The 22,044-nt window shown below is 67.0% G+C and carries 21 protein-coding genes; 11 read left to right on the forward strand and 10 right to left on the reverse strand.

Annotated elements, in window-relative coordinates; translation table 11 throughout:
* Positions 1 to 3: 3 nt before the first annotated feature.
* From OM977_RS09565 to OM977_RS09580, 4 genes are all read left to right on the forward strand, one after another.
* Positions 4 to 1,230 (forward strand): phosphoglycerate kinase, encoded by a 1,227-nt coding sequence (locus OM977_RS09565; protein WP_264357243.1) that lies wholly within the window; start codon positions 4 to 6, stop codon positions 1,228 to 1,230.
* A gap of 114 nt (positions 1,231 to 1,344) precedes the next feature.
* The gene (gene tpiA, locus OM977_RS09570) at positions 1,345 to 2,160 is read left to right on the forward strand and encodes a triose-phosphate isomerase (RefSeq protein ID WP_264357244.1); all 816 of its coding nucleotides are present in this window, start codon (positions 1,345 to 1,347) and stop codon (positions 2,158 to 2,160) included.
* Positions 2,161 to 2,208: 48 nt separating this feature from the next.
* A complete protein-coding gene (gene secG, locus OM977_RS09575; protein WP_264357245.1) occupies positions 2,209 to 2,466 on the forward strand; it encodes a preprotein translocase subunit SecG in 258 nt (85 codons plus the stop codon).
* A 132-nt stretch (positions 2,467 to 2,598) separates the two neighbouring features.
* Entirely contained in the window at positions 2,599 to 2,976 is a 378-nt protein-coding gene (locus OM977_RS09580) for an RNA polymerase-binding protein RbpA (protein WP_264357246.1), read from the forward strand.
* Here OM977_RS09580 and pgl read toward each other — a convergent pair.
* The 6 genes from pgl to tkt all read right to left on the reverse strand — a co-directional run bounded on the left by pgl (position 2,947) and on the right by tkt (position 11,215).
* Entirely contained in the window at positions 2,947 to 3,717 is a 771-nt protein-coding gene (pgl, locus tag OM977_RS09585; RefSeq protein WP_264357369.1) for a 6-phosphogluconolactonase, read from the reverse strand. The two genes, OM977_RS09580 and pgl, sit on opposite strands and share 30 nt — an antisense overlap.
* A 37-nt stretch (positions 3,718 to 3,754) precedes the next feature.
* A complete protein-coding gene (locus OM977_RS09590; RefSeq protein ID WP_264357247.1) occupies positions 3,755 to 4,696 on the reverse strand; it encodes a glucose-6-phosphate dehydrogenase assembly protein OpcA in 942 nt (313 codons plus the stop codon).
* The gene (gene zwf, locus OM977_RS09595) at positions 4,693 to 6,255 is read right to left on the reverse strand and encodes a glucose-6-phosphate dehydrogenase (protein ID WP_264357248.1); all 1,563 of its coding nucleotides are present in this window, start codon (positions 6,253 to 6,255) and stop codon (positions 4,693 to 4,695) included. Before zwf ends, OM977_RS09590 begins: the two co-directional genes overlap by 4 nt.
* A 14-nt stretch (positions 6,256 to 6,269) precedes the next feature.
* On the reverse strand, positions 6,270 to 7,904 hold the full coding sequence (locus OM977_RS09600; protein ID WP_264357249.1) for a glucose-6-phosphate isomerase: 1,635 nt from the start codon (positions 7,902 to 7,904) through the stop codon (positions 6,270 to 6,272).
* A gap of 6 nt (positions 7,905 to 7,910) precedes the next feature.
* Positions 7,911 to 9,029, reverse strand: a complete 1,119-nt coding sequence (tal, locus tag OM977_RS09605) for a transaldolase (protein WP_264357250.1) — start codon at positions 9,027 to 9,029, stop codon at positions 7,911 to 7,913.
* A gap of 68 nt (positions 9,030 to 9,097) precedes the next feature.
* Positions 9,098 to 11,215, reverse strand: a complete 2,118-nt coding sequence (tkt, locus tag OM977_RS09610) for a transketolase (protein WP_264357370.1) — start codon at positions 11,213 to 11,215, stop codon at positions 9,098 to 9,100.
* Between the two features lie 498 nt (positions 11,216 to 11,713).
* Between tkt and OM977_RS09615 the strand changes: the two genes are divergently transcribed.
* Complete coding sequence (locus tag OM977_RS09615) at positions 11,714 to 12,676, forward strand: heme o synthase (protein ID WP_264357251.1); 963 nt, start codon at positions 11,714 to 11,716, stop codon at positions 12,674 to 12,676.
* Between the two features lie 170 nt (positions 12,677 to 12,846).
* Here the strand turns inward: OM977_RS09615 and OM977_RS09620 are convergent, their stop codons facing one another.
* The 4 genes from OM977_RS09620 to OM977_RS09635 are packed head-to-tail and all read right to left on the reverse strand — an operon-like array spanning position 12,847 to position 16,545.
* A complete protein-coding gene (locus OM977_RS09620; protein WP_264357252.1) occupies positions 12,847 to 13,743 on the reverse strand; it encodes a hypothetical protein in 897 nt (298 codons plus the stop codon).
* Positions 13,744 to 13,800: 57 nt separating this feature from the next.
* Positions 13,801 to 14,745 carry a COX15/CtaA family protein gene (locus OM977_RS09625; RefSeq protein ID WP_264357253.1) on the reverse strand — a complete coding sequence of 315 codons (945 nt, stop codon included), beginning with the start codon at positions 14,743 to 14,745 and terminating at the stop codon, positions 13,801 to 13,803.
* Between the two features lie 7 nt (positions 14,746 to 14,752).
* Entirely contained in the window at positions 14,753 to 15,583 is an 831-nt protein-coding gene (locus tag OM977_RS09630; protein WP_264357254.1) for an ABC transporter permease, read from the reverse strand.
* Entirely contained in the window at positions 15,580 to 16,545 is a 966-nt protein-coding gene (locus tag OM977_RS09635; RefSeq protein ID WP_264357255.1) for an ABC transporter ATP-binding protein, read from the reverse strand. The genes OM977_RS09630 and OM977_RS09635 overlap by 4 nt, the downstream gene beginning before the upstream one ends.
* Positions 16,546 to 16,661: 116 nt before the next feature.
* Between OM977_RS09635 and OM977_RS09640 the strand changes: the two genes are divergently transcribed.
* From OM977_RS09640 to OM977_RS09665, 6 genes are all read left to right on the forward strand, one after another.
* Positions 16,662 to 17,498, forward strand: coding sequence for a helix-turn-helix transcriptional regulator (locus OM977_RS09640; RefSeq protein ID WP_442960727.1), 837 nt, complete (start codon positions 16,662 to 16,664; stop codon positions 17,496 to 17,498).
* Positions 17,498 to 18,961: a Fe-S cluster assembly protein SufB gene (gene sufB / locus OM977_RS09645; RefSeq protein WP_264357257.1), complete on the forward strand. Its 1,464-nt coding sequence runs from the start codon at positions 17,498 to 17,500 to the stop codon at positions 18,959 to 18,961. The genes OM977_RS09640 and sufB overlap by 1 nt, the downstream gene beginning before the upstream one ends.
* Positions 18,961 to 20,247 carry a Fe-S cluster assembly protein SufD gene (sufD, locus tag OM977_RS09650; protein WP_264357258.1) on the forward strand — a complete coding sequence of 429 codons (1,287 nt, stop codon included), beginning with the start codon at positions 18,961 to 18,963 and terminating at the stop codon, positions 20,245 to 20,247. Before sufB ends, sufD begins: the two co-directional genes overlap by 1 nt.
* A gap of 34 nt (positions 20,248 to 20,281) precedes the next feature.
* A complete protein-coding gene (locus OM977_RS09655; RefSeq protein ID WP_264357259.1) occupies positions 20,282 to 20,641 on the forward strand; it encodes a non-heme iron oxygenase ferredoxin subunit in 360 nt (119 codons plus the stop codon).
* Positions 20,642 to 20,728: 87 nt separating this feature from the next.
* Positions 20,729 to 21,526 carry a Fe-S cluster assembly ATPase SufC gene (sufC, locus tag OM977_RS09660; RefSeq protein ID WP_264357260.1) on the forward strand — a complete coding sequence of 266 codons (798 nt, stop codon included), beginning with the start codon at positions 20,729 to 20,731 and terminating at the stop codon, positions 21,524 to 21,526.
* 13 nt (positions 21,527 to 21,539) lie between these two features.
* Positions 21,540 to 21,872 (forward strand): metal-sulfur cluster assembly factor, encoded by a 333-nt coding sequence (locus OM977_RS09665; protein ID WP_264357261.1) that lies wholly within the window; start codon positions 21,540 to 21,542, stop codon positions 21,870 to 21,872.
* The last annotated feature ends 172 nt before the right edge of the window (positions 21,873 to 22,044 follow it).

Consider the following 22,044-nt stretch of genomic DNA (forward strand, 5'->3'; position numbering starts at 1 on the left):
CACATGACATTCCACACCCTCAACGAACTGATCGCTGATGGTGTCCGCGGGCGGTACGTTCTGGTCAGAAGTGACCTGAACGTGCCGCTCGACGGCTCTACAGTGACTGACGACGGCCGTATCAAGGCCTCCCTGCCAGTGCTGGCGAAGCTCACGGACGCCGGTGCCCGCGTGCTGGTCACAGCACACCTCGGCCGCCCCAAGGGCGCCCCGGAAGAGAAGTACTCGCTCAAGCCCGCCTCGTCGCGGCTGGCCGAGCTTGCCTCGTTCAAGGTCTCCCTCGCGGACGACACCGTCGGCGAGTCGGCAAAGGCACTAGCTGCCGCGCTGCAGGACGGCGAAGCCCTCGTGCTTGAGAACGTGCGCTTCGACGCCCGCGAAACCTCCAAGGACGACACCGAGCGCGGTGCGTTCGCGGATGAACTGGTGGCCCTGACCGGATCCAACGGCGCGTTCGTGGACGACGCCTTCGGCGCGGTCCACCGGAAGCACGCCAGTGTGTTCGACGTCGCCACCCGGCTGCCGTCCTACCAGGGCGACCTGGTCCGTACGGAGGTCGAGGTGCTGCGCAAGCTCACCACCGAAACCCAGCGCCCCTACGTCGTCGTCCTGGGCGGGTCCAAGGTCTCGGACAAGCTCGCCGTGATCGACAACCTACTCGGCAAGGCTGACACCATCCTGGTGGGCGGCGGCATGCTGTTCACCTTCCTCGCCGCTGCGGGCCACAAGGTGGCAGGCAGCCTGCTGGAAGAAGACCAGATCCCGGTCGTTCAGGAGTACCTGAAGCGCGCCGCGGACGCCGGTACCGAATTCGTCGTTCCCACTGACGTTGTCGTCGCCAGCAAATTCGCCGCCGACGCTGAGTCTGAGACGGTCCGTGCCGAGGCGATTGAAGGCAGCAGCTTCGGCAGCAAGGGCATTGGCCTGGACATCGGCCCGGAATCGGCAGCCGCGTTCGCGGAGCGGATCAAGGGCGCCAAGACGGTGTTCTGGAACGGCCCGATGGGCGTCTTCGAGTTCCCGGCGTTTGCCGCCGGCACCCGGGCCATCGCCCAGGCGCTGACGGAAACGGACGGGTTCACGGTGGTCGGTGGCGGCGACTCCGCCGCGGCAGTGCGGACCCTCGGGTTCGCCGATGACCAGTTCGGCCACATCTCCACCGGCGGCGGCGCCAGCCTGGAGTACCTTGAAGGCAAGGAACTCCCGGGCCTGAGCGTCCTGGACCGCTAAGCACTCCGGCCGGCAGCGCGCCCGTCCCGCACTTCGCGGATAGCAACCCACGGGCGCGCCGCCGGCTGTTTTTTTGTCAGACTATTTTGATCCGCACCTCTTTTTGGAGACCATGTGACCACGTCAACGAACGGCAAGTTCGACCGCAAGCCCTTCATCGCAGGCAACTGGAAGATGAATATGGACCACGTCCAGGGCATCACCCTCCTGCAGAAGCTGGCCTGGACCCTGTCCGACGCCAAGCACGACTACAGCCGGGTGGAGGTGGCCGTTTTTCCGCCGTTCACGGACCTCCGCGGCGTGCAGACCCTCGTCCAGGGCGACGAGCTGGAGCTTGCCTACGGTGGACAGGACCTCTCCCAGTTCGACTCCGGTGCCTACACCGGCGACGTCTCCGGGCAGTTCCTCGCGAAACTCGGCTGCCGTTACGCCCTCGTAGGCCACAGCGAACGACGCACCGTCCACAACGAGACCGACGAAGTGCTGAACGCCAAGACGAAAGCCGCTTTCCGCCATGGCGTGACACCGGTGCTCTGCGTCGGTGAGGGCCTGGAGGTCCGCCAGGCCGGCACCCACGTCGAGCACACCCTCGCCCAGCTCCGCGCCGACGTGGACGGCCTCAACCCCGAGCAGGCCGCCGAACTGGTAGTCGCCTACGAACCGGTCTGGGCCATCGGCACCGGCGAGGTTGCCGGACCGGAGGATGCGCAGGAGATGTGCGCCGCGATCCGGGCGGAGCTGACCACGCTCTTCGGCGCGGACGTCGCCGCCAAGACCCGGCTGCTCTACGGCGGTTCGGTCAAGGCCAACAACGCGGCGGCAATTCTTAAGGAACGCGACGTGGATGGGTTGCTGGTCGGCGGTGCCAGCCTGGACGCTGCCGAGTTTGCTAATATTGTCAGGTTCGAGAGTCATTTGCTGACGGATTAGTCCGGACACAGCCTGGCCCCCGCAATCCAATTCTTCTGAAAGGCCGTCGTGGACGTTCTTCATGTCATTCTGCAGGTCCTCCTGGGCATTACCAGCCTCCTGCTGACCTTGCTCATCCTGCTCCACAAGGGGCGCGGCGGCGGCCTGTCCGACATGTTCGGCGGCGGCATGAGTTCCGGACTCAGCTCGTCCGGTGTTGCGGAGCGGAACCTCAACCGCTTCACGATCATCCTGGGTATCACCTGGGGCGCGGTGATCATCGCCCTCGGCCTGCTGATGCGGTTCAGCACGGGAGCAGATTCCTAGGACCACGCGCAAAAACTTCATATCGGGCCCTTATGGCCCTCCCGGCATCGGGAACTCCGAACTACACTGTCGCTGGATTGCAAGCACAATCCACAAGCACGATTTATACAGTCCAGTAGCCAGGAGTTCCCGATGCTGCATTCTGCTTCCGGTTTCAGGGGCATCCGCGTGGGTGCGACCGAAGGGGCCGCACCCCGCCACGAGCCACTGGACGGGGCTGGCGTGCGCCAGCCGCGTATGCGCATCTCCTACCGGTGCGCCAAGGGCCACGAGACTGCACTCGTATTCGCCCAGATGCCCGAGGACCAGATCCCCGGCGTCTGGGACTGCCGCCGCTGCGGCTGCACAGCCACGCGGGATGGGGCGCAGTTCGGCCTGGAGGATACCCCGATGGAAGGGTACAAGAGCCACCTGGAATACGTTAAAGAACGGCGCTCCAGCCAGGACGCCGAAGACGTGCTGGCCGGAGCGCTGGAGCGGCTACGAGCCGGACGGACCCTTCCGGACTAGCTGCGCCGGAACCCGTGCGGCCGCGTTTTCATCGATCAGCCACAGCGTCTCGTTCCGGCCCCGGGGTCCGGCCGCCGGAACCTGCACCGGATTGGCGCCGGCGAGTGCCAGCCCGACGGCGCCGGCCTTGTCCTCGCCCGCCACGACCATCCACACTTCCAGGGCCGTATTGATCGCCGGCAGGGTCAATGAAACCCGGCCCGGCGGCGGCTTGGGCGAACTGCGGACACCCACGACGGTGAGCTCCTTCTCGCGGATGCCCGTCTGCTCGGGAAACAGGGACGCCACATGGGCATCAGGTCCCACGCCCAGCAGGACGATGTCGAAGCGGGGGAGCCTGCCCGGGTTCTCCGGCCGGTCGTCCGACATGTCGGCGGCGTGCTCTGCCGCCGCGGCATCGGCGAGCCGGCGGGCATAGTCTTCGGCGGCCTCTTCCGGGCTGCCGAATTCCTCCGCCGCTCCCGGCACGTGCACGCGCGCGGGATCCACCGGGATGTGAGCGAGCAACGCATCCTGCGCCTGGCGCGCGTTGCGCTCGGCGTCGTCGGCGGCGACAAACCGTTCGTCGCCCCACCAGAAATTGACCTTCGACCAGTCGACGGCCGGGGCCGCCGGTGAGTCTGCCACCGCTTTGAGCGAACCGATTCCCATCGTGCCGCCGGTAAGTACCACAGTCGCCTCGCCGTGCCTGTCCTGGATATCCACTAGCTTGGTTATCAGGCGGGCCGCGATCGCAGCCATCAGAACGGTCGAGTCGGGATGGATGCTTACTCTGGGATCAGCGCTCACTGGGACGGACACTCCTTAGATTCGTGCGTGGAAGTCCCATAGTAATCACTTCACCGAACACTTCGTCCGGATCCAGCCGGCGGAGCTCCTCGGCCAGGCAATCCTTGAGGTTCCGGCGCGGCAGTGAAATGCGCTGCGCGGGCTGACCAGGCTGCGTCAGTTCGGCCACCGTCAGTGCCGGGCGGAACAACTGGATGTCACCGCCGGAGCGGCTCAGGCGCACCCGCCGGATGCCCGTACCCGCAGGATCCGCCACGATCGTGACCGGAACGTCCAGCGCCAGCGTGAGCCATGCCGCGAGCAGGATCGTGCTGGGGGAATCGGAGGCGCCTTCGACGGCGACTGCCGTCACCGGTGAGTCGTCCACCTGGTCCAGGGCCGCGGCGAGCTGGATGCGCCAGTTCGTCAGCCGGGTCCAGGCAAGGTCCGTGTCGCCGGCCTTGTAGGTGCGCCGGATGTTGTCCAGGGCGGCCTGCGGTTCCGGTTCGTTGGCGGAATCGGTGATCCGGCGGTGCGCGATCCGGCCGATCGATGTCTCGCAGGCGTTCTTCGGAGCTCCGTGCGGCCACCACGCCACGATCGGCGCGTCCGGCAGCAGGAGCGCAGCCACGAGGGACTCGCTTTCCTCCGCAAGTTCGCCGTAGCCGCGGAGCAGGATCACCTCGGAAGCTCCGGCGTCGCCGCCGACGCGGATCTGGGCATCCAGGCGGGTCGGGGCCGCGGCCCCGGCGTCGGCCAGCACGATGATCCGGCAGGGGTGCTCCCGGCTGGCCTCGTTGGCGGCCTCAATCGCCTCCTCCTCCAGCCCGGACTTGGTGACGACCACGAGGGTCAGGACCCGGCCCAGGGCAATCACACCGCCCTGCTCGCGCAGGGCCATGATCTCCTTGGAGATCTTGGACGTCGTTGTATCGGGAAGATCTACGATCATGGCCGTCTCCAGGTTCGTCCGTCGCGGGCAAGCAGCTCGTCGGCGGAAGGGGGTCCCCAGCTTCCGGGGGCGTAGGGTTCCGGCTGTTCCGCCAGCCCGGCCCAGTACTCCTCGAACGGGTCCAGGATCTTCCAGGACAGCTCGACCTCCTGGTGCCGGGGGAAGAGCGGCGGCTCGCCCAGCAGCACATCGAGGATGAGCCGTTCGTAGGCCTCCGGGCTGGATTCGGTGAAGGAATGGCCGTAGCCGAAGTCCATGGTGACGTCGCGGACTTCCATCTGCGTGCCCGGGACCTTGGAGCCGAAACGGATCGTGGCGCCCTCGTCGGGCTGCACCCGGATCACCACGGCGTTCTGGCCGAAGTCGTCCTCGCCGTGGTCGGTGAAGAGCAGGTTCGGGGCGCGCTTGAGCACCACGGCGATTTCCGTGACCCGGCGGCCCAGCCGCTTTCCGGCCCGGAGGTAGAACGGCACACCGCTCCAGCGGCGGGTGTTGATGTCCACCCGGATCGCCGCGAACGTTTCGGTCTTGGAGGTGGCAGGAATGCCCTCTTCCTCCAGGTAGCCCACCACCTGCTCACCACCCTGCCAGCCGCCGGTGAACTGGCCCCGGGCCGAATGGCTGGACAGATCCCGGGGAAGCCGGACGGCGGCCAGGACCTTTTCCTTCTCGGCGCGGAGGTCATCCGCGTTGAAGGAGATGGGTTCTTCCATGGCCGTCAGTGCCAGCAGCTGCAGCAGGTGGTTCTGGATGACGTCGCGGGCTGCGCCCACGCCGTCATAGTAGCCTGCCCGGCCGCCGGTGCCGATGTCCTCGGCCATGGTGATCTGGACGTGGTCCACGTAATTGGCGTTCCAGAGCGGCTCGAAGAGCTGGTTGGCGAAGCGCAGCGCCAGGATGTTCTGCACCGTCTCCTTGCCGAGGTAGTGGTCGATCCGGAAGACCGCGTCCTGCGGGAACACCGACTCCACGATGTCGTTGAGCTGGCGGGCCGACTCGAGGTCGTGACCGAACGGCTTTTCGATGACCACGCGGCGCCAGGTGTCGCCCTCCGCCTGGGCGAGCCCGTGCTTCGAGAGCTGGCGGCAGACCAGCTCGAACGCCTTCGGCGGGATGGACAGGTAGAACGCGTGGTTGCCCCGCGTTCCACGATGTTCGTCCAGCTCGTAGAGCGTCTTGCCGAGCCGCTCAAAGGCGTCGTCGTCGTCGAACTCGCCCTGGACGAACCGAATGCCCTCGGACAGCTGTTCCCAGACCGATTCGTCAAAAGGCGTGCGGCAGTACGCCATGACGGAGTGCTTCACCTGTGCGGCAAAGTCGTCATCGTCCCACTCACGCCGGGCGAAGCCCACCAGGGCAAAACTCGGCGGCAGCAGCCCGCGGTTGGCGAGGTCATAGACCGCCGGCATGAGTTTCTTGCGGGCGAGGTCCCCGGTGACACCAAAGAGGACCAGCGACGACGGCCCAGCGATGCGGTTGAGGCGGCGGTCTCGGGGATCCCGGAGCGGGTTTTGCGCCCGGCCCGAGGAATTCCTGCCGCCGTTGTAGGTTTCTGGCATGGTTCGTGGGTGCCTTAGCTTTCGGTGGAGGATACTGCCTGGCCGGCCAGGGCCGCGACCAGTTCCTGTAGCTGCCGCACGCCGGCGGCGCGGTCCGTCAGGTGCAGGCGGAGGACCGGACGGCCGTGTTCGCTCAGGACCTGCGCGTCGCCGGCGGCCTGGGCGGAGATCAGTTCACCGAAGCTGAAGGGAAGACCCGGGATCGGAAGGTCGGTTTCGGCTGCTGCCGTCACCTGCAGGAACACGCCGATCGCGGGTCCGCCCTTGTGGAACTGCCCGGTGGAGTGCAGGAACCGCGGACCCCAGCCGAAGGTGACCGGGCGCTGGCTGTGCGCGGCCAGCTGGTCCCGGATACCTTCCAGCGGTGCGTAGGCGAGGCGGTCAAAGTAGGCCTGGACGCTCAGGTAGCTGTCCGGGCGGAGTTCGCCCAGCAGTGCGCTGACGGCTTCGGCCGCCGTGGCGGCGCCGCCCAGCCATTCCCCGCCGCGGACCTCGATGGCACCGTCCGTGAAGGCGGCCGGTGTCGGCTCCGGCTGGGCGTCCAGCAGCCCGCGGGCGGCGACCTTCGCGGCCTCGACGTCGGGCTGGTCGTAGGGGTTGATGCCGAGCAGCCGTCCGGCCACGGCGGTGGCGAACTCCCAGGCCATCATCTGGGTGGGGAGCCCGCCCGCGATGGCGACCTCGTTCTCGCCGAGCTCGACGTCGGCATCCGCGGCGACGAGGCGGATCACCAGGACGTCGGGAGCGCCGAGCGTGGCCTCCGGCGACGCCGGTCCGGCGACGACCGGTAGCACGCCGGTACCGAGCTTCCCGGTTGACTCCGCGATGAGCTGTTCGGCCCAGTCGGCGAAGCCGGCAATGCCGGAGCCGTCCTCTGCGATGACGATCTTGTTGCGCAGCGGGTTGGTGCCGCCCAGTGCGGCCCCGAGGGCCAGCCCGATGTTCTCCGCGGAATCGTCATTGAGGACCTCGGCGGCTTCCTCGGCCTCGTCCAGGAAGGCCTGGATGTCGACGCCGGCCAGACCGGAGGGCACCAGCCCGAACGCGGTGAGGGCGGAGTAGCGGCCCCCGACGTTCGGGTCGGCGTTGAAGACGGCACGGTAGCCGGCCTCACGGGCGGACTTGTCCAACGGCGAACCGGGATCGGTGACGATGATGATCCGGCTCTTGGCGTCGATCCCGGCTTCGGTGAAGGCGTGTTCGAAGATCCGGCGCTGCGAGTCCGTTTCAAGGGTGGAGCCCGACTTGGAGGACACCACGATCGCAGTCTCCGTCAGCCTGTCCGCCAGCGCGGTCGCGACCTGTTCGGGGTCGGTGCTGTCCAGCACCGTCAGCTCGACGCCGGCGGTCCCGGCAATCACCTCGGGGGCCAGCGAGGATCCGCCCATGCCGCACAGGACAATCCGGCTGACGCCCTCGGAACGGAGGGCGTCGCGGAGCGCCAGGATGTCGGCAACGAGCGGCTGCGAGACGGTGGCAGCCTCGACCCAGCCGAGCCGGACGGAAGACTCCGCCTCGGCGTCGGGACCCCAGAGGGTGGCGTCCTTGGCAAAGATCCGGGTGGCAACCTTGTCCGCCAGCAGTGCCGGGAGGTGCTGTTCGTGGGCCTGGCGGGCAGCGCCCGTGGCGTCGTAGCTGAGAGTCGTCATAGTGGACTAGGCGTCCTTCCGTGCGGCGGCAAGGGCGCCCTCGACGTCGGCGAGCAGTTCCTTCCAGCTGGCGACGAACTTGTCGAGGCCCTCCGATTCCAGGACCGCGACGACGTCGTTGTAGGAGATGCCCAGCGCGTCGAGCGCGTTGAGGGTGGCGTTGGCGTCCGCGTAGCCGCGGGTGATGGTGTTGCCCGTGACCGTTCCGTGGTCGAAGGTGGCGTCGAGGGTCTTCTCCGGCATGGTGTTGACGACGCCGGGGGCGACGAGTTCCGTGACGTAGAGGGTGTCCGGGTACGCCGGGTCCTTCACGCCGGTGGAGGCCCACAGCGGGCGCTGGGGGAGCGCGCCGGCTTCGGCCAGGACTGCCCAGCGCTCGGTGGCGAAGAGTTCCTCGTAGACCTGGTAGGCGAGGCGGGCGTTGGCGACGCCGGCCTTGCCCTTGAGGGCGCGGGCCTCGTCAGTGCCGATCGCGTCGAGGCGCTTGTCGATTTCCGAGTCCACGCGGGAGACGAAGAAGGAGGCCACGGAGTGGATCTTGGAGAGGTCGTGTCCGTTGTCCTTGGCCTGCTCGAGGCCGGACTGGAATGCGTTGATGACGGCGCGGTAGCGCTCCAGGGAGAAGATCAGGGTCACATTGACGCTGATGCCGGCCGCAATGGTGGCGGTGATGGCCTCGAGGCCTTCGAGCGTGGCCGGGATCTTGATCAGGACGTTTTCCTTGTTGACCTGGCCGTGGAGTTCCTTGGCCTCGGCGATGGTGCCGGCGGTGTCCCAGGCGAGGCGGGGGTCGACCTCGATCGAGACGCGGCCGTCGACGCCGTTCGTGGCGGCGGCGACCGGAGCGAACAGGTCGCAGGCGTCGGCGACGTCGGTGGTGGTGATCGCGAAGACGGTCTCCTCGACGCTGGCGCCGGCGGCGGCCTTGGCGGCGATGATGGCGTCGTAGTCGTGGCCGGTGGTGATGGCCGCGTGGAAGATGCTCGGGTTCGTGGTGACCCCGACGACGTTCTTCTCTTCAATCAGCTTGCGCAGCGTGCCAGTGGCGAGGCGGCCGCGGGAGAGGTCATCGAGCCAGATGGAAACGCCGGCGTCGGAAAGCTGCTGGGTGGGGGTGGTAGTCATGTGAAGCTCCTGAAAGTCTGGGGCCGCCGCCGTCAGTTGGGGCGGCGGCCCGGAAAACGAGGTTTGTATCAGGCGGAGAGGCCGGCGAGGGATTCCTTGGCGGCCGCGGCGACAGCGTCGGCGGTGATGCCGAACTCCTGGAAGAGGCGCTTGTAGTCGGCGGAGGCACCGAAGTGCTCCAGGGAGATGGAACGGCCGGCGTCGCCGACGAATTCCTTCCAGCCCAGCGCGAGGCCGGCTTCAACCGAAACGCGTGCCTTGACCGCGGCGGGCAGGACGGCCTCACGGTAGGCGGCGTCCTGCTTGTTGAACCATTCCACGCAGGGCATGGACACGACGCGGGTGGGAATGCCCTCGGCCTGCAGGGCTTCCCGGGCATTGACGGCGAGCTGGACCTCGGAGCCCGTGCCGATCAGGATGACCTTCGGCTCGGCGGTGGCACCGTCGGCGGAGGCTTCGGCCAGGACGTACCCGCCCTTGGCGACGCCGGCGATGGAGCCGAACGTGTTGCCCTCGGCGTCACCGGTGCCGCGGGCGTACGTCGGGATGTTCTGCCGGGTCAACACGATGCCGGCAGGGTTTTCGTGGTTTTCCAGCATGACCTTCCAGGCCGCGGCTACCTCGTTGGCATCGCCGGGGCGGACGACGTCCAGGCCCGGGATGGCCCGGAGCGAGGCGAGCTGCTCCACCGGCTGGTGGGTGGGTCCGTCTTCGCCGAGGCCGATCGAGTCGTGCGTCCAGACATACAGGGACGGCACGCCCATGAGCGCGCCGAGGCGGATGGCCGGGCGCTGGTAGTCGCTGAAGATCAGGAACGTGCCGGAGAAGGCGCGGGTGCGGCCGTGCAGGGAAATGCCGTTCACGATCGACGCCGCGGCGTGTTCACGGATGCCGAAGTGCAGCACGCGGCCGTAGGGGTTGCCCTTCCAGGCCGCGGTGGACCGGGACGTCGGGATGAACGACGGCGAGCCTTCGATCGTGGTGTTGTTCGATTCGGCGAGATCTGCGGAGCCGCCCCACAGTTCGGGCATGACCGGGCCGATTGCGTTCAGGACCTTCCCTGACGCGGCACGGGTGGAGACGTCCTTGCCGGCTTCGAAGACCGGCAGGGCGGCCTCGAGTTCGGCCGGAAGCTTCCGGGCCTCGACGCGCTCAAGAAGGGCGGCGCCCTCGGGGTTGCCGGCCTGCCATGCCTCGAACGCTTCCTGCCATTCGCCGCGTGCGGCCGCGCCGCGCTCCTGCGCTGCCCGGGTGTGGGCGAGGACGTCGTCGTCAACCTGGAAGGAACGCTCCGGGTCGAAGTCCAGGACCTTCTTCAGTGCCGCGACTTCCTCGGCGCCCAGCGCCGAGCCGTGGATCTTGCCGGTGTTCTGCTTCTTCGGTGCCGGGTAACCGATGATGGTCCGCAGCGACACGATGGAAGGCTTGTTCGTTTCGGCCTTCGCGGCCAGGAGGGCGGCGTGCAGTTCCTGCACGTCCTCCTTGTATTCGCCGGTGCGGGTCCAGTCGACGCGCTGGACGTGCCAGCCGTAGGCCTCGTAGCGCTTCAGGACGTCCTCGGTGAACGCGACATCGGTGTCGTCCTCGATCGAGATGTGGTTCTCGTCGTAAATCACGACGAGGTTGCCGAGTTCCTGGTGCCCGGCAAGCGAGGACGCCTCGGAAGTGACGCCTTCCTGCAGGTCGCCGTCGGACGCGATCACCCAGATGGTGTGGTCGAACGGGCTGGCACCCTCTGCGGCGTCGGCGTCGAACAGGCCGCGTTGGCGGCGCTGCGAGTAAGCGAAGCCGACCGCGGAGGCCAGGCCCTGGCCCAGCGGGCCGGTGGTGATCTCGACGCCGGCGGTGTGCTTGTACTCCGGGTGGCCCGGGGTCAGCGAGCCCCAGGTGCGCAGGGCCTGCAGGTCCTTCAGCTCCAGGCCGTAGCCGGAGAGGAACAGCTGGATGTACAGCGTGAGGGAGGTATGGCCGGGGGAGAGGATGAAGCGGTCGCGCCCCAGCCAGTCCGGGTTCTTCGGGTCATGCCGCATCAGCTTCTGGAAGAGCAGGTAGGCGGCCGGAGCCAGGCTCATCGCGGTGCCGGGGTGGCCGTTACCGACCTTCTCCACAGCGTCCGCAGCAAGCACGCGGACTGTGTCCACCGCACGCTGATCCAAACTGGTCCATGACAGTTCTTGCTCTTCCAAATGTGGCACGAAAACCGGGCCCCTCTCTGTGCTGATGGCGGGTGGGCTGGGCAGTTCCGTCCGGGCACAGTTCGATGCCCGCTGAGGTACGTACCAGCCGTTCACCATCGAAACGTTGATCTATCATTCAGCCGCCTGGGCAACAGCCGGTGTGCAAACTCACACCTGAGCCGGTCCGGGCCGGCACACCGAATGCCGCCCGTGCGCGCTGATCTGCAAGTAGCTTAGCCCTATTCCAACCGTCCGGCGCCGTATATCTCACCAATTGGACCGGAATACCGCTTATATGAATCACCATCCGCCCCGGCGCCGGTGAGAGAGCGTTTACCTGCCGGAAACCTGCGGCCTTTCCGGCGGACCCCGGCCGCCGTGGGGCCACGGTATGATGGTTCGTGGCTACCAGGGGGACGAGGACACGCCTGTACGTTGCGCGTGGACCCCTCCGAAATGCAACGTGCGTTGCGAAACCAGCCGGACTGAACAGCCAGACAGAACAGAGTGACTGCCATCGTGAGCACAACCGATACGCCGCTGAATGCCTCTCCGATCTCCGGAAAGATCGGCTTCTCCCGCAAGGCAAAGGCCTACTTGGCGCTCACGAAACCCCGCGTCATCGAGCTGCTGCTCGTGAGCACGCTGCCCACCATGATTTATGCGGAGCGCGGGTTCCCGTCCATCGGGCTGATCCTGGCAACCCTCGTCGGCGGCGCGTTCGCCGCCGGCAGCGCCGGGGCCTTCAACTGCTACATCGACCGGGACATTGACAAGCTCATGCACCGCACCGAGAACCGGCCGCTGGTGACGGGTGAAGTCACACCCCGTGAGGCGCTGGTCTTCTCCTGGCTGCTGGGCGCCGCGGCGATCGCGATTCTTTGGTTCGGAGCCAACCCCCTCTCGGCCTGGCTCGGCCTCGGTGCCATCGTTTTCTACGTGGTCATCTACACCATGATCCTCAAGCGCCGCACCGCGCAGAACATTGTCTGGGGCGGAGCCGCCGGCTGTTTCCCGGTTTTGATTGCCTGGGCAGCCGTTACCAACACCGTGGAGTGGCCCGCCGTCGTACTCTTCATGGTGATTTTCCTTTGGACCCCGCCGCACTACTGGCCGCTCTCCATGCGCTACGGCGAGGATTACCGGAACGCCAACGTACCGATGCTGGGCGCCATCGCCGGAGCCAAGGTCGTCTCGGTGCAGGTTGTCCTGTACGCCTGGGCCATGGTGGCGTGTTCCCTGCTGATGATTCCGGCCGGCGGCGCCGGCTGGGTCTACACGGTTACCGCCGCCGCCGCGGGCGCCTGGTTCCTGTACGAGTCGCACGCCCTGTACAAGCGTGCCCAGGGCGGGGACGTGTCCAACAAGGGCGCCATGAAGGTCTTCCACGGCTCCATCAGCTACCTGACCCTGTTGTTCATCGCCGTGGCCGTGGACCCGTTTGTCGGTTCCGCCATCGTCGGGGGCTAGGGCCTCCCGCGCCGCCTCGACAGACGCTCCCTTCCCGGCCGGGAGGGAGCGTCTTTCGTTTAGCCCGGAAAGCCGGCGCCCGGGAAGCTGCGGACAGCGAAAGGCCCGGCCGTCCCACCGGGACTGCCGGGCCTTCTTTGTCTATGTGCCGTGCCCGGTAGGTGCCGTGCCTAGTACGACTCGAACATCAGGCCGGGGGTGTTCGCCAGCACGTCCGTCGTGGTTCCGGTCAGTTCATTCTTGATGGAGTCGATCAGGAATGCCGGGCCGCCCGCGGCAGGATTCGGGTTCGGCACGTAGCTCAGGTCGACCTTCAGCACGCCCTTCATCACTCCTTCAGCGTTCCCCTTCCCGGTCAAGGAGACCGGGATGGAGACGTCGTAGGTGAAGGCGACCCGGTTCGGTACCGACTGGTCCATGGTCTCCAGCCGAGGGCCTCCCGCCTGCGTCATGGACCCCTCCTCGCCACCAGTCTCCTGGATGAGCAGGCAGTGCGGCTCCACCGCGGCGGCGCAGGTCGGCGAGGCCTTCACCGCTTCGGTGCTGTCCGGTCCGGGCAGTGCGATAACAGCCCAGGCGCCGAATGCGGAGACGTCAGCGTCCTTGCCGGCGGCGGTCAGCTTAGCTTTGAGGTTGTCGCTGAGGCGGTTCTCCCAGAGCCTGGCCGTGGCGGCGTGGGAGCCGCCGTCCGCGACCCACTGACCGGAGAGGCTGTATTGGTTCGTCACCAGCTCCGCGATGAAGTTCTGCGCCAGGACAGCCTGCGTGGCGGCGGGGTCGCTGACGTCGAAGCCGCCCTGTGGCGGGTTATACGGCACCGGCTCGGGCCCGGCCGCTGCGGGCGCAGGCTCCGACGCGGGCTCGGAAACCGCCTCGGAAGCCGCCTCGGAACCCGGCGCAGAGGCCGGTTCGGATGCCGACCCGGGACTGGACGACGCTGCTTCCGTTGAGGATGCCGCGCTGGAGCTGCCGGCCGGCGGCGCAGCAGGAGCAGTGCAGGCTGAGAGCGAGAGCGCCCCGGCGATGGCTGCCGCGGCGACGACCCGGCGCGTGGGAAAGACCACCATGAATACATTCCTGACTGTAGATAAGACCTGGCGTTGGGGCTTAACGTTACCGCGGGGCTATTTCACCGGGCTATGCCGGGCCAGGTCCGCGGTGTTGGTCGCTGCGCTCATCAGGAGGGCCGCGCCCAGCATGTGCGCTCCCACGAGCAGCGCAGGGATGCCGTTGTAGTACTGGGTGAATCCGATGGCCGCCTGAAGCAAGGTGACGCCCACCAGCAGGAAGACGGCGCTCCGGAACGGCCCGGAGATCCGCCCGCGGATCACCAGGAACACGCCGAACAGCGCCCCGGCCGTTATCAGATAGGCAGGCACGGCATGGATGTGCGAGAACAGATCCCAGTCCAGGTTGTTCCGGGGGGCGTCGGCGTCGCCAGCGTGCGGACCCGCCCCGGTGACCACGACGCCCAGGCAGACGGCGACGGCGGAGAACAGCGCGACGGCGGTCATCACCGGACGGGCGGCACCCGGCAACGCGTCCAGCCCGGCGGTCCGGAACCTTCCAGTGCGGCCGTAGGCGCGGTTGACCATCAGGGTGGCGAGGACAACGAGGGCCATGGAGACCAGGAAGTGCAGGCCCACCACCCACGGGTTCAGCTGGGTCAGGACGGTAATCCCGCCGATCACCGCCTGCGCCGGGATGCTGGCGAGCAGCCCCAGGGCCAGCAGGAACAGGTCCCGGCGTTCCTTGCGGAGGTTCCACAAGTACACCAGCATCAGAACGGCGACGGCGGCCAGCGCGAAGGTCAGGAGGCGGTTACCGAACTCGATGATGCCGTGAATTCCCATTTCCGGGGTGTTCACGAGCGAGGCATCCGTGCAGCGCGGCCACGTGGGGCAGCCGAGGCCGGAGGCGGTGAGCCGCACCGCCCCGCCGGTCACCACGAGCACCGTCTGGCCGATCAGGGACAAGACAGCCAGCCGCTTGACCGTCTTGTCGACGGTGACAGGAAGCCGGGAGGTGATCCCGGAGACGATCCGGGGTGGGCGTGACACCGTACTCACAGTATTCTCAATTCCATTTGAACCAACGGGTTGCTGCGCCGCCGGCGATGGCCGTCCAGAACAGCAGGACAAGCACGGCCGCAGCGTTGATACTGCCGTGCAGGAATGCGTCCCTCAGGGCCTGACCCAGCGCACCGGAGGGAAGGAAATGCACCACGGCCTGCGCCAGCGCCGGCAGCCGTTCGGCCGGAATCACGATCCCGCCCAGCGCCCCGAGCAGGATCCACAGCAAATTGGTGATGGCCAGGGTCGCTTCCGGCCGGACCGTCCCGGCGACCAGCAGGCCGAGCGCCGTGAAGGACGCGGCCCCGAGCACCAGCAGGGCCAGGCCCGGCAGCCAGCCCGCGGGCTCGGGCTGCCAACCCAGCAACAGGGCCACCGCCGTAACCACAACCACCTGGAGGAACAACACGGCAAGCACGGCGAGGACCTTGCCGGCGATCAGGCCGGTGCGGCCCAGGGGAGTGGTGGAGAGGAACCGCAGGACGCCGTAGCGCCGGTCGAAGCCGGTGGAGATGCCCTGGCCGGTGAAGGCCGTGGACATGGCGCACAGGGCCAGGATGCCGGGGACGGCGATATTGATCCGGCTTGCGCCGAGCCCGTCCAGCAGTGGCGTGACGGTGAGACCTACCATCGCCAGGAGGGGAAGCACCACCGCCAGGATCAGCTGCTCGCCGTTCCGGAGCATGGTGACGGTCTCGTACTTGCCCTGCAGCACAATCCGGCGCAACAGGGGAGCCGGGGCGCTGCCCAGCGGGCTGCCGGGAGCTGGGCTACCAAGCGGACCCCGGCCATGCGGCGCACCGCCGACGGGCCTGGTGCCGGAAACGGGGGTCATCGGATCTCCCTTCCGGAGATGTCCAGGAAGACGTCCTCGAGGCTGCGCGCCTCAAGGCTCAGGGAGCTGGGCATGATCCCGCGCGCGGCCCACCAGGCGGTGACCGCGGCCAGGTCGGCGGGCGTAAGGGCGCCCGTGGCGGCGTAGCTGCCGGCCCGCGCCTCGGTGACGTCGACGCCGTCGGACAGCACTCCGGTGAAGTCCAGTCCCGGTTCGGCTTCGAAGAGGAGGGTGCGGATGTGCTGTTCGCCGGCGGACGGGAGCCGGTGCTGCAGCAATTGGGTGACGGTGCCTTCGGCGACGTTACGGCCGGCGTCGATGATGTAGACGTAGTCGGCCAGGCGCTGGGCGTCGTCCATCAGGTGCGTGGTCAGGATGATCCCCATTCCGCGGTCGCGGAGTTCGGAGATGAGCTCGAAGACAAGTTGGCGGGATTGCGGGTCCAGGCCGGCGCTTGGCTCGTCCAGGAAAAGCACCTCCGGATTGCCGGCAAGGGCTGCGGCGAGGGCCAGCCGCTGCTTCTGCCCGCCGGAGAGGCGCCGGACTGAGGTGCGGCTGAAGCTGTCGATCCCGAGGCGCGCAATAAGCTCCTCGACCGGCCAGGGATCCTGGTACATGCCGGCGATGTGCTTCAACAGGGGAATGGGCCGGGCCGACGGTGGCAGCCCGCCGTCCTGCAGCATCACCCCGACGCGCGCACGCAGCCCGGCGCCGGCCGTGTCCGGATCCTGGCCGAGCAGGCTGATGCTTCCCGCGGTACGCTTTTGCAGGCCCTGGGCGCATTCGATGGTGGTCGTTTTGCCCGCTCCGTTGGCGCCCAGGAGGGCCGTGACCTGTCCGCGTTCGGCGACGAGGGAAAGGCCGCTGACCACCCGCAGCATCTTGCCGTCGAGGGTGGGCAGTGGACCAACATCCTTGACGAGCCCGCTGATGGACAGAACGGGGGATTCGGGAGATCGCACCAAAGCATTCTACGCGATGTAGTACGGCATGGCCGGGGCCCGGCCCCGGACCGCAGGGAAGCCATGCCTTACTGGAAGGCGGGACTAAATTACGACATGATTGTGTTGTGTATTCCATGAGCCCCTCCTCTTCTGCTGCCCTTTCCGGGCACGGTGCCACCCGCGCATCGCAGGCGCCCTCCGCGCCGGTCGCAGCGGTGCATGCGGCCGACGCCGATGAGCGCACCCGGGACCGCGTGCTGAACGCCGTCCTGGAGCATGGACCGATCAGCGCCGCCGAACTCGGCGACCTGCTCGGCTTCACGCCCGCCGCGGTGCGGCGTCACTTGGACCACCTTTCGCGCGACGGCGTCATCGAGGTCAAGCGGGTTGCCCGCGCGGGCGCCCGGGCCGGACGCCCGGCACGCCGCTACGTGCTCAGCTCGCAGGGCCAGTCCACCTTGGGCAACGACTATCTCGACATCGCAACCATTGCGCTGCAGCGGCTCGGCGAGCTGGCAGGGCACGAAGCGGTGCGGCAGTTCGCCGTCGAACGCTTCGGCGAAATGGAACGCCGCTATGCTCCTGTTGTCGAGCAGGCCGGCCCGGACATCACGGCCCGCGCCCAGGTGCTCTCCGAGCTGCTGAGCCGCGACGGCTTCGTCGCCTCCGCGGCCTCGATCGCGGCCAAGGCACCTCTGCCGGCGGCGCTCTCCAGCGTCCAGCTCTGCCAGGGGCACTGCCCCATCCAGCAGCTCGCCGCGCAGTTCCCCGTGTTCTGCGAGGTGGAGACCGAAGTGTTCTCCCGGCTGGTCGGCGTCGACGTTCGCCGGCTCTCCACCCTGGCACGCGGCGGTCACGTCTGCACCACCCACATTCCTACCGGCCGCCCGGCCGCCACGAGGCTGCACAGCCCCGAAAGCACGCCGGTCAGCCTGGACGAAGTATCCAACCATCTGCAAGAAAGGCCGTGATGACGGACCAACTATCAGAGAAGAAGGTTGCCGAAACTACTGTGATCTCGGAGATTCTGGAGAAGAATCCCGAGCTCCATGGAATCGGCACCTACGAATACGGCTGGGCCGACAAGAACGACGTCGGCGCCAACGCCCGCCGTGGTATCGACGAGGACGTTGTCCGTGACATCTCGGCCAAGAAGAACGAGCCGGAATGGATGCTCGACCTCCGCCTCAAGGGCCTGAAGTACTTCGACCGCAAGCCCATGCCCACCTGGGGCGCGGACCTGTCCGGCATCGACTTCGACAACATCAAGTACTTCGTGCGGTCCACGGAGAAGCAGGCCGCCACCTGGGAAGACCTTCCCGAGGACATCCGGAACACGTACGAGAAGCTGGGCATCCCGGAAGCCGAGCGCAGCCGCCTCGTCTCCGGCGTCGCCGCGCAGTACGAGTCCGAGGTCGTCTACCACCAGATCCGCGAGGACCTGGAACAGCAGGGCGTCATCTTCCTGGACACGGACACCGCGCTGCGCGAACACCCGGAGATCTTCCAGGAGTACTTCGGCACCATCATCCCTGTGGGCGACAACAAGTTCGCCTCGCTGAACACGGCCGTCTGGTCCGGCGGATCCTTCGTGTACGTGCCCAAGGGCGTCCACGTGGACATCCCGCTGCAGGCCTACTTCCGCATCAACACGGAAAACATGGGCCAGTTCGAGCGCACGCTGATCATCGCGGACGAGGACTCCTACGTCCACTACATCGAAGGCTGCACCGCGCCGATCTACACCTCGGACTCGCTGCACTCCGCCGTCGTGGAAATCATCGTGAAAAAGGGCGCCCGCGTCCGCTACACGACCATCCAGAACTGGTCCACGAACGTGTACAACCTGGTCACCAAGCGCGCCATCTGCGAAGAGAACGCCACCATGGAGTGGATCGATGGCAACATCGGCTCCAAGGTCACCATGAAGTACCCGGCCGTCTACCTTGTGGGCGAGGGCGCCAAGGGCGAGACCCTGTCCATTGCCTTCGCCGGCGAAGGCCAGCACCAGGACACCGGCTCCAAGATGGTTCACATTGCCCCGAACACCAAGAGCTCCATCGTCTCGAAGTCGGTGGCTCGCGGCGGCGGCCGTGCTGCCTACCGCGGCCTGGTCCAGGTCCGCGAAGGCGCCAAGCACTCGGCCAACACCGTCCGCTGTGACGCGCTCCTGGTGGACACCATCAGCCGGTCGGACACCTACCCCTACATCGACATCCGCGAGGATGACGTGACCATGGGGCACGAGGCCACGGTCTCGCGCGTCAGCGAAGAGCAGCTGTTCTACCTGATGTCCCGCGGCATGCGCGAGGACGAGGCCATGGCGATGATCGTCCGCGGCTTCATCGAGCCCATTGCCCGTGAGCTGCCGATGGAATACGCCCTCGAGCTGAACCGCCTGATTGAACTGCAGATGGAAGGATCGGTCGGTTAATGACTGACATCACTACTGAAAAGGCGCGCATCGGCGCGCCGTCAGCCCAGCCGTTCATCAACGGTTTCACCGAGGAAGGCGAAAGCCTTTCACCGCTGAACGCGGCGGAGTCCAAATCGCCGCTGGCCGGCGAAGCCGTCAAGCGCCACTCGCACGGCGGGGGCGTCGGTGTTCCGGACAGCTCACGCGCAGGCCGCCTTACCTCCTACAAGCTGGCGGACTTCAAGCCGCTGACCGGCATGGAAGAGGACTGGCGGTTCACCCCGCTCAAACGCCTCCGTGGACTGCACACCGAGGTCCTCAACGGCGCGGCACCGTCCGTGAGCGTCACGGCCCCGGACAGCGTAATCGTGGAGACCGTCGGCCGCGATGACCGCCGGATCGGCTCCGCGGCCATTCCCGAGGACCGCGTCTCCGCGAATGCCTGGGAGAACTTTTCCGAGGCCACCGTCATCACCGTTCCCGTCGAGGTCCAGGCCGAGGGCGAGGTCAGCGTCGTGCTGACCGGCCAGGGCACCGCGGCTGCCGCCCAGCATGTCGTGATCGTGGCGGAGAGGTTCTCCAAGTCCGTCGTCGTCCTGGACCACCAGGGCACCGCCGTCGTCTCGGAAAACGTTGAGATCATCGTTGAGGAGGGCGCGCAGCTCACTGTCATCTCGCTCCAGGAATGGAACGACGACGCCGTGCACGCATCCTCCCAGCAGGTCAAGCTCGGCCGCGACGCCAAGTTCAAGCACATCGTCGTCAGCCTCGGCGGCGACCTGGTGCGCGTCACGCCATCGGCCCGCTTCACCGCGCCCGGCGCGGAAGTTGAACTCTTCGGGCTGTACTTCGCCGACGCCGGCCAGCACCTTGAGCAGCGCCTGTTCGTGGACCACGCGGTCGCCAACTGCAAGTCCAACGTGCTCTACAAGGGCGCCCTGCAGGGCCGCAACGCGCACACCGTCTGGGTGGGTGACGTTCTGATCCGCAAGGAAGCAGAAGGCACCGACACCTATGAGGCCAACCGCAACCTGGTCCTGACGGACGGTGCCCGCGCTGACTCCGTGCCGAACCTGGAGATCGAGACCGGCCTGATCGCCGGCGCCGGCCACGCCAGTGCCACCGGACGATTCGACGACCAGCACCTGTTCTACCTGATGGCCCGCGGCATCCCGGAAGATGTGGCCCGCCGCCTGGTGGTCCGCGGCTTCCTGAACGAGATCATCCAGAAGATCAATGTTCCGGCCATTGAAGAGCGCCTGACGGTTGCTGTTGAGCGCGAACTCGCGGCAACGGACAACTAGTGCGCGGCACTAGAGGACACAGGGAAAAGACCAGATGACTGAACAGCCAAAGGGCGAGCTCGTCTGCAACGCCAGCGAGATTCAAGTCAAGCAGGCGCTGCGGATCCTGATCGACGACTACCCCGTAGCGATCGTGAAGGACTCGATGGGAGAAATCCACGCCATCGGCGACACCTGCTCGCACGCCGACATCTCGCTCTCCGAAGGCGAGGTGGAAGGGTGCCTGATCGAATGCTGGGGGCACGGCTCCCAGTTCGACCTGCGCAGCGGCGAGCCGCTTCAGCTGCCGGCCTATGATCCTGTCCCTGTCTTTGCCGTGACCATCCAGGGCGACGAGGTGTACGTGGACGTTACTAACGTCCTGAACGGCGCCGAAGCTCCGACCTTCAGCTAGCTGCCCGCAGCCGGCACCCGCACAAACAACTTTTCGACGAGAAAACGCACCATGCCGGAGGGCACGGTGCAGAGGAGAACAAGACACATGGCTACTCTTGAGATCAAGGACCTGCACGTCAGCATTGACACCGAGCAGGGCACCAAGGAAATCCTGAAGGGCGTCAGCCTGACCATCAGGACCGGCGAGACGCACGCCATCATGGGCCCGAACGGTTCGGGCAAGTCCACCCTGGCGTCCACGATTGCCGGGCACCCGCGCTACAACGTCACCTCGGGCACCATCACCCTCGACGGCGAAGACGTCCTGGCGATGAGCGTTGACGAGCGCGCCCGCGCCGGCCTGTTCCTGGCCATGCAGTACCCCGTCGAGGTCCCGGGCGTGAGCATGACGAACTTCCTGCGCACCGCGAAGACCGCCATCGACGGCGAAGCGCCCAAGCTGCGCACCTGGACCAAGGACGTGAAGGCTGCCATGGCGCAGCTGCGCATCGACGCCGACTTCACCCAGCGCAACGTCAACGAAGGCTTCTCCGGCGGCGAGAAGAAGCGCGTCGAGATCCTCCAGCTCGAGCTCTTCAAGCCGAAGTTCGCCATCCTGGACGAGACCGACTCGGGGCTGGATGTGGACGCCCTGAAGGTCGTCTCCGAGGGTGTCAACCGCGCCCACGCGGAGGGCAAGATGGGTACCCTGCTCATCACCCACTACACCCGGATCCTGCGCTACATCAAGCCGGACTTCGTGCACGTGTTCGTTGACGGCCAGGTTGTCGAGGAAGGCGGCCCGGAGCTCGCCGACCGCCTCGAAGAAGAAGGCTACGACCGCTACGCCACCGGCGCAGGGGCAGCCACCATCGCTGCCGCTTCGGCGGCCACCCAGGCGTAGTTAGGACTCCGCGATGACCGAACTCAATGTGGCCCGCACCAGCCTCGAGGATGTCGAAGAGGCACTCAAGGATGTGATCGACCCGGAACTCGGGGTCAACATCGTTGATCTGGGCCTGCTGTACGGCCTGAAGTACTCAGACGACGACGGCGCCCTGCTGATCGACATGACGCTCACCACGGCGGCCTGCCCGCTCACCGACGTGATCGAGGAGCAGGTCGGCAAGGCCCTGGACGGGATCGTTGACGACTGGCGCCTGAACTGGGTCTGGATGCCGCCATGGGGTCCGGAACGGATCACCGAAGACGGCCGCGACCAGATGCGCGCCCTCGGCTTCAACATCTAATCCCCACTGCCACCCTGGCCTTGCTTCGCTTCGGCCAGGGAACCCAGGCGGCGGAGGCCCCTGACATGAGGCGGCCGGCCACCTTCCAGCGAAGGTGACCGGCCGCCGTCGTCGTTTCATCGGTTGCTCCGTAATCGCCCTTTTGAGCTGTCAATACGGCAGTTACGGAGCA

This window comes from Pseudarthrobacter sp. MM222 (assembly GCF_947090775.1).
GTDB lineage: Bacteria > Actinomycetota > Actinomycetes > Actinomycetales > Micrococcaceae > Arthrobacter.